At 58.4% G+C, this 6,263-nt stretch carries 5 protein-coding genes; 3 read left to right on the top strand and 2 right to left on the bottom strand.

What is annotated here, in order from left to right; genetic code table 11:
- The first annotated feature begins 108 nt into the window (after positions 1–108).
- Both rsfS and argS read left to right on the top strand, forming a co-directional pair.
- Positions 109–525: a ribosome silencing factor gene (gene rsfS / locus H5U08_RS08195; protein ID WP_297032041.1), complete on the top strand. Its 417-nt coding sequence runs from the start codon at positions 109–111 to the stop codon at positions 523–525.
- A gap of 102 nt (positions 526–627) precedes the next feature.
- On the top strand, positions 628–2,595 hold the full coding sequence (argS, locus tag H5U08_RS08190; protein ID WP_297032039.1) for an arginine--tRNA ligase: 1,968 nt from the start codon (positions 628–630) through the stop codon (positions 2,593–2,595).
- A gap of 8 nt (positions 2,596–2,603) precedes the next feature.
- Here argS and H5U08_RS08185 read toward each other — a convergent pair whose 3' ends face one another.
- Both H5U08_RS08185 and cyaB read right to left on the bottom strand, forming a co-directional pair.
- Positions 2,604–3,899 carry an MFS transporter gene (locus H5U08_RS08185; protein ID WP_297032038.1) on the bottom strand — a complete coding sequence of 432 codons (1,296 nt, stop codon included), beginning with the start codon at positions 3,897–3,899 and terminating at the stop codon, positions 2,604–2,606.
- A gap of 227 nt (positions 3,900–4,126) precedes the next feature.
- Complete coding sequence (gene cyaB / locus H5U08_RS08180) at positions 4,127–4,696, bottom strand: class IV adenylate cyclase (RefSeq protein WP_297032036.1); 570 nt, start codon at positions 4,694–4,696, stop codon at positions 4,127–4,129.
- A 297-nt stretch (positions 4,697–4,993) separates the two neighbouring features.
- On the opposite strand from cyaB, the gene H5U08_RS08175 reads away from it, so the two are divergent.
- Positions 4,994–6,263: Hsp70 family protein (locus H5U08_RS08175; RefSeq protein WP_297032034.1), on the top strand; the 1,270-nt coding region annotated here is incomplete at its 3' end.

Here is a 6,263-nt window from a genome sequence, read left to right as displayed (position 1 = left end):
CAAGGAGCGAACGTTTTCGACCGGGGGAAGCTCGTGTAAAATAGAAAAGGGAGAAAAAGACGGTTCTGGTTCTGCGTGATTCGGCCCGGGTTTCTGGAGAATCAGAGAGTGAACGAATACGACAACGCGATGCCGGCCATCGAAACCACAACGTCTTTGGAGCGGGCACTTTTGGCGGCACGGACTGCCGAGGAACATCGCGGGCAGGACATCGTTATCCTCGACATGCGGGAGCTGACCACGTTTTTTGACTTCTTCGTCATCGTCTCAGGGACCAGTCGCCGTCAGCTCCACGCCATGAGTGAACACATCGATGAAGCCCTCACCCAGCAAGGGGCCCGGCGGCTTGGGATTGAGGGGTTTGGGGAAAGTCGGTGGATCCTGCTGGACTACGGAGACGTGGTCGTCCATCTCTTCGATCCGGAAACCCGCCGCTACTACGCCCTCGAAGATCTCTGGTCGCATGCCCGTCAGGTCCCCTTCTCCCCAGGGGATGACGGTTCCGCGAGAATGGCGTCCATGTGAGGACGCTTCGGCTTCCCGTTCTTTGCGTCAGGCCAGGCTGGGCCTGGCATCAGGAGATTGTGTTCATAAGGGCCCTCATTTGGTGCCGAAGGAAGCTGCACGATGAACATTCTGGAGGAACTGCGAGCCCGTTTTCGTCCCGTTCTCGCCCGACTCACACCGGATCCCGAACCGTATCTCAAACTGGTTCGTACTACGCAGGATGAGCGATTGGGCGATTACCAGGCTGACCTGGCGATGCCGCTGGCCAAGGCCCTTCGCAGAAAGCCGCGGGAAATAGCGGAAGAGATCGTGGCGGCGCTGGATGTGGCCGACATGGCCCACCCGCCCGAGATCGCCGGACCGGGATTTATCAACTTTCGACTCCGCGAAGAGTATCTGGAAAAGTGCTTGCAAAGCCTCCTTGACGATCGACGTCTGGGGGTGCCGCCGGTGGAAAAGGCGGAAACCATCATCATCGACTATTCCGCGCCCAACGTGGCCAAGCCGATGCACGTCGGCCATATCCGCTCCACAGTGATCGGCGATGCGATTTACAGGACGCTGCGTTTTGTCGGTCATCATGTGATCAGCGATAACCACATCGGCGACTGGGGCACCCAGTTCGGCATGATCATTTACGGTTACCGCCATTTCCTGGACGAAGAGGCTTACAGGAAAAATCCCGTGGCGGAACTTGCCCGACTGTATCGCCTCGTACGCCAACTCATCGATTATCAGGAAGCAGTGCAAAAGATTGCGGAGCTGGAAACTCGTTTGCAGGCAAAAGAGCGGGAACTTGCCGAGGGGGACTCGAATCAGGTCCCTGCTGCAGCGGCCAAAAAAGAAGACAAAAAGCGCCGCGAACTCCAGAAGGAAATGGAAGAATTGCGAGAAGAGCTGGAAGAATTGCGCCGCAAACGCGCCGCCGTCGAGGGCGATCCCACGCTTTACGAGTGGGCGAAGGCCCATCCCAACATCGAACAGGACGTTCTTCAGGAAACCGCAAAGCTGCACGCGGGGGACGAAGAAAACCTCCGACTGTGGCGGGAGTTTTTGCCCCACAGCCTGGACGAAATGAACCGCATTTATCGGCGGCTGGGGATCCGCTTCGATTACACGCTGGGAGAAAGTTTCTATCACGATCGGCTCGGGCCGCTGGTGGAAGAGCTTCTCCAGAAAGGCCTGGCACGGGAAAGCGAAGGGGCTGTCTGCATTTTCTTCCCCGATATTGAAACGCCCATGATCATCCGCAAACAGGACGGGGCCTTCCTGTATGCCACGACGGATCTGGCGACCCTCCGCTACCGCATGGAAACCTGGAACCCGGACGCCATTCTCTATGTCGTGGACTTTCGGCAGAGTCTGCATTTTCGCCAGCTTTTTGCTGCCGCCCGCATGATGGGGTACGACAGGGTCAAGCTCGTTCACGTGAGTTTCGGCACCGTCCTGGGCGAGGATGGACGACCTTTCAAAACACGCGAAGGCGACGTGGTTGGGTTGGAGTCCCTGCTCGACGAGGCGGTCCGCCGAGCCTACCAGATCGTATGCGCCAACGACGATGCCAAGCCAACCGGGCCGGAATTGTCCGAAGAAGAGCGGCGTCGCATCGCCGAAGTGGTGGGAATCGGCGCTCTGAAATACGCGGACCTCTCTCAGAATCGCACGAGCGACTACGTTTTCAGCTACGACAAGATGCTGGCCATGACGGGAAACACGGGCACTTACATGCAGTACGCCTATGCTCGGATTCAAAACATCTTCGCGAAAGGCGGGGTCGATGTGAGCACGCTTCGCAAACTCGATGGTCCGATCCACCTGAAACACCCGGCCGAGCGGGCCCTGGGCCGCGAGATCCTCCGTTTTCCCGAAGCCATCCAACTGGTGCTCGAGGATTACCGCCCCAATCAGTTGACGGGCTACCTGTTCTCGCTGGCCAACCGCTTTTCCACGTTCTACGAATCCTGTCCCGTTCTCCAGGCGGCAGACAGCGAAGAACGGCAAAGCCGATTGCTTCTCTGTGACCTGACAGCCCGCGTCATCCGCCAGGGGCTGGAGCTCCTGGGAATCGAGGTGGTCAATCGCATGTAACGGCCGCGTTATTCCTCGCCCGGGATTATCTTGGATGGCGGCTTCGCGTAGAGGTTTGAGCGAGGTTCAGGAAGGAAAATACTCATGACGCCGGCCAGGGAAATCACCACGATGGCGGCGTGCAGGAGTCCTTCGAATCCCCACAGTTCGATGATCCAGCCCCACAGGGGAGATGCCAGAAGGGGAAGCGTGATGGCCACCTGAAGTCCTGCCGTGGCCACCGCATGCTCCTGGGCTGGGACCAGCTCCAGCGCATAATTGACCGCCAGCCGTGGTGTGAGCGTGGTGAACGCGAGAGTCAGAAACGTGAACCAGATCCCGCTTTCCACCCAGCTTCGCGGAAGGTGAAGCATCGCCAGGCACCAGGCGGGTGTCATGGCGGAACAAAACACCAGGAGAGCGAACGTGAGGCGATTGCCGAATCGATCGGCCAGCCACCCCACTAGGACGCTGAACACGCCGACGCTCGCGCTCTGGGCGATGACCCAGAGGTATTGCTGATCGGCAGAAATGTGCAGCCGCTCTCGGGCGAACGCCTGATAATGGGGAACGAGCGCCAGGGAAAAACTGTACACCATGCCGACGAGCCAGAGCCCTCTCAATCCGGGCCGAGTCCGAAATGACCTGATGAACGGTTCCCAAAAGCTGACGGTGGTCACCTCGTGCCGAGTGCCATCTTTTCCTGGTTCGCGCAACAGCAGGCAGAGAACTCCCGACAAAATGAACAGACAGGCACTGGTTGAAAAGACGATGTCATAGTGGGGAGAATCGCCCGACAGCCAGGACCGCAGCACTAGGAATCCCACAAGGACGGCGGGAATCGTTCCCCAGAACGTGGAGTAGCTCATGAGTCGGCCGCGGTAGTCCGGGCGGATGAGTTTTCCCTGGACGGTATTGAACGCGACCTGATACAGGCCGTAGATACCGGAAAACAGGAAATACACCGCCAGAAAGGTCACGGCGGCGCTGCGGCGACCGATTTCTCCGTACCCCAGCGCCAGGACGGCCATCAGTCCCAGCGGCAGAGCGAGCAAGCCGCAAAAGATAACGAGCGTGAACCGCTTGGTGGGGACATGATCCATCAATCTGGCGAGGAAGAGCGGAAAGACGCCCTGTCCCGCGCGGTTGAGAATCGGCAGAAATCCCCGATAGATGCCGGCCCCAGGACCTGCGAGAAAATCCAGAAAACCGGGAAGGACGACGCTTTCCGTTTTGAAGGTCCACCCCACGCGAAAGATGATCTGATGGAAAATGAGCAACCAGAGATTCGCCCGGTGCGATGCAGGATCAGGACCGCACTCCATGCCGGGACGGGAATCCCTTTGCTGACAACCTGTTCTGCTCGCATCCAAGGGGGGAATGTCCTGCATGAGCGCGATAGCCCACCGCTACAGCCGCGAAAGGTCCACAATCTGTTCGTACGCCCTTTGATTTTACGCCAAATTGTTCGGCGGCGGGAAATTGGGGCCAAAACTCGTGGAATGTTCGCGGCGGTGCGGGGCCTGTTGCGGATATTCTGGAAAATGCCGCCTCATACTTTCTGCTGTTGCGTTTGGAGTAACAATTCCAGGTAGCTTCTTCTTTCGCCCGTATGCAGACCCAATTCGGCTGCCAGGCGACTCAGAGCGTCCCGCGCAGCCGCCATTTTCTCGTGTTCGCACACAATCTCTAGTTCCACAAACGCGCCCAAATCGGCCACCTCGTCGAGGGAAATCTCAACGCTCCAGCCTTCCCAAGTCAGACGAAATCTTTTCCGCCGCTTGGCGACCTGGCGGACCGGTCGAAATCCCAGGCGTTCCAGCAGCGTTTTCCAGCTCTCCCATGCCTCACGACCATCCGTCAGGGGGAGTTCGATTTCGTCTCGGGTTTTGGAGATGGTGTCGATTTTGGGGCCTTTGTAAGTGATCCAGTTGCGATCGCCGATGCGACGGATGCGGAGCGCTTCGTCTGTCTGCGAAAAATCACGTGTCGGATGGGCGAAGTACAGATCCACTTCTTCGCGGATTCCCTCCGGGACGGCGTCGAGTTGGGTAAGTCGCTTTTCCACAGTCGGAAGATCGATGTCCCTGAACTTGAATTCCACTTCAAGCAATGAACTCATATCTGTCAGCCGTATTCTTCAAGGCTCCTCGGGCCGAAACACCCCCAGTCGCTCCCACGACTGGCGTGCCGCCTCCAAAGTGGGCAAGTGTTCAGTCCCCGATGGGTAAGGTAGGATCAAGAAAAAGCCGGATATTGGCACAAGACCTGAATGCATGATACCAGAACAGCACCGAAAGTTATAGTGATGATTGGAGAAGTGGCGGTGTGTGCAGAGCGGGCTTTGGCACGCAAGGTATGCTGACCGACACACCGGCCCTGTCACAGCGCCGCACAAGAGAACGTGGAAACGGGCACAATGAGCGCCGCAAGCCAACCGGTGGGCATCGATCTGGGAACCTGGAAGATCTGCGCTGCTTCTCTGGACGCCACCGGTCACTCGGAGATGATTCGCGATGAGAGCGGCGACACCTTCCTGCCTAACGCCGTACGCTTTACGGAGACGGACATCGTTGTGGGCAGGGAGGCCAGAAACGTCATGTTTCTCTATCGCGAGGAAGTGGCTTACTGGATGAAACGGGAGCTGGGGACATCGCTCTACAGCCGACCGATCCGCGGCCAGAAACTCCCGCCCGAGGTGATTCAGGCCTGTGTCCTGCGGCGGCTTCGGGAGGCGCTTCATCGGCAGATAGCGGGCGAGTCACGTTGCGTCTTCTCGGTTCCGGGGCACTTTGACCGGTGGCGCTGCCAGGCGGTGATCGACGCCGGAGAGATTGCCGGGTTGAGTGGGCTGGGAGTTGTCCAGGACCACGTCGCCGCGGTTCTTGCGCTGCTCGAGGCAAAAGGGGAGACGATCGACCGAGCCAGCTCCCGCCATCGCGTGTTTTTTGTTTTCGATCTCGGAGGCGGTGCCTGCCAGATGGCCACCCTCGTTCTCCACGAAGGCGTGTGCCGCACTCTTTCCTATGAGGTGGATCCGCAGCTTTCCGGATACGATTTTGACCTTCGGTTGGGAGAACTGGTTGCGGAAGGAATGCTCGCCGAGGGATTTTCCGACCCTCGCGGTAATCCTATTTTGTGGAACAGAATTTATGCGGCGGTTGTGGAAGCCAAGCACAGCCTCAGCGGGCGGGAGCGCACGCGCCTGGATGTGGAACTCGAATCCAGCCGGTTTGAAATGGTCATCAGCCGCCAGGAGTTCGAGACCCAGTGCGCCGATCTGATAGCCTCTCTGCAACGGAAGCTCACCCGGCATCTTCAGCGAGTCTCATCCGAACCGGGTCGATCCATCGTGCCGGTGGTGACGGGTGGGGGCGTCCGCATGCCGATGATTCAGCGAGTATTGGGCGAGGTCTTTGGACGTGATATCCACTTCACGGTGAATCCGGAGGAAGCGGTCGCCCGGGGAGCCGCCCTGTATGGGGCCCTGTGTCTGGAAAGGCCGTGCTCTTTGTCGAAGTCTTCTGCCCGTGTTTCTCCTGCCCAAAACCATCTCGCTCAATTGAATCTTGAGAGTGTTTTGCCTTTCACACTCTTTCTGGTGCCTGACTGGGATCCCAAGGGGCAAAAAGTGATCGTCGCAACCGAGGGCACGCCTCTTCCGTCTCATAGCGTCCACGAGCTTGCAA

Origin of the sequence: Thermogutta sp. (assembly GCF_014359955.1) — a bacterium.
Taxonomy (GTDB): domain Bacteria; phylum Planctomycetota; class Planctomycetia; order Pirellulales; family Thermoguttaceae; genus Thermogutta.
The sequence above is the reverse complement of the archived record's forward strand: the minus strand, read 5'-3'. Positions and strand labels throughout refer to the sequence as shown.